Below are 579 nucleotides of genomic sequence, written 5' to 3'. Positions count from 1 at the left end.
GCACTATGTACTCGAAATGGAAAAGCGACTGTGGTGGTATTGGCGTAACCCTTCCCGGTTCTGCTCCTGGCATCTTGATGAAACTTATATAAAAGTGAATGGCCGATGGGTTTATCGGTACCGCGCTGTTGACAGCAGAGGCCGCACCATCGATTTTTGGGTAAGTTTTTAAACAAGGTGAAAGGTTGGCAATCTCTCACCCCGCAAGCCTCCACCTTTGATCGTGCGCTGGGGTTATTGAAACGAGAGGGCCCGTGTCCGTCTGATGTAGAACAGCGGCAGATAAAATACCGGAACAACGTGATTGAATGCGATCATAGCAAACTGAAACGGATAATCAGCGCCACGCTGTGATTTAAATCCATGAAGACAGTTTACGCCACAATCAAAGGTATTGAGGTGATGCGAGTACTACGCAAAGGCCAGGCCTCAGCATTTTATTATTGTTATCCCCTAGGCGAAGTGCGCCTGGTCAGCAGAGTCTTTGAAATGTAGGACTTCATCATTAAGAAGAGGTCCGGCCATACTTATATTTGCAACAGTGATATTCAAATGACGCTATGCCATTAACTTAGGAGA

Annotated in this window: 1 pseudogene; it reads left to right on the top strand. The window is 46.5% G+C overall.

Annotated features, from left to right (window positions below):
• Positions 1-495: pseudogene (locus tag AC5O77_RS22250) on the top strand (DDE-type integrase/transposase/recombinase); the annotation flags it as partial.
• Positions 496-579 lie beyond the last annotated feature (84 nt).

This window comes from Stenotrophomonas sp. INTA L402-1 (assembly GCF_059295135.1).
Note: the sequence above shows the minus strand (reverse complement) of the source record. Positions and strands in the feature narration are given on the sequence as shown.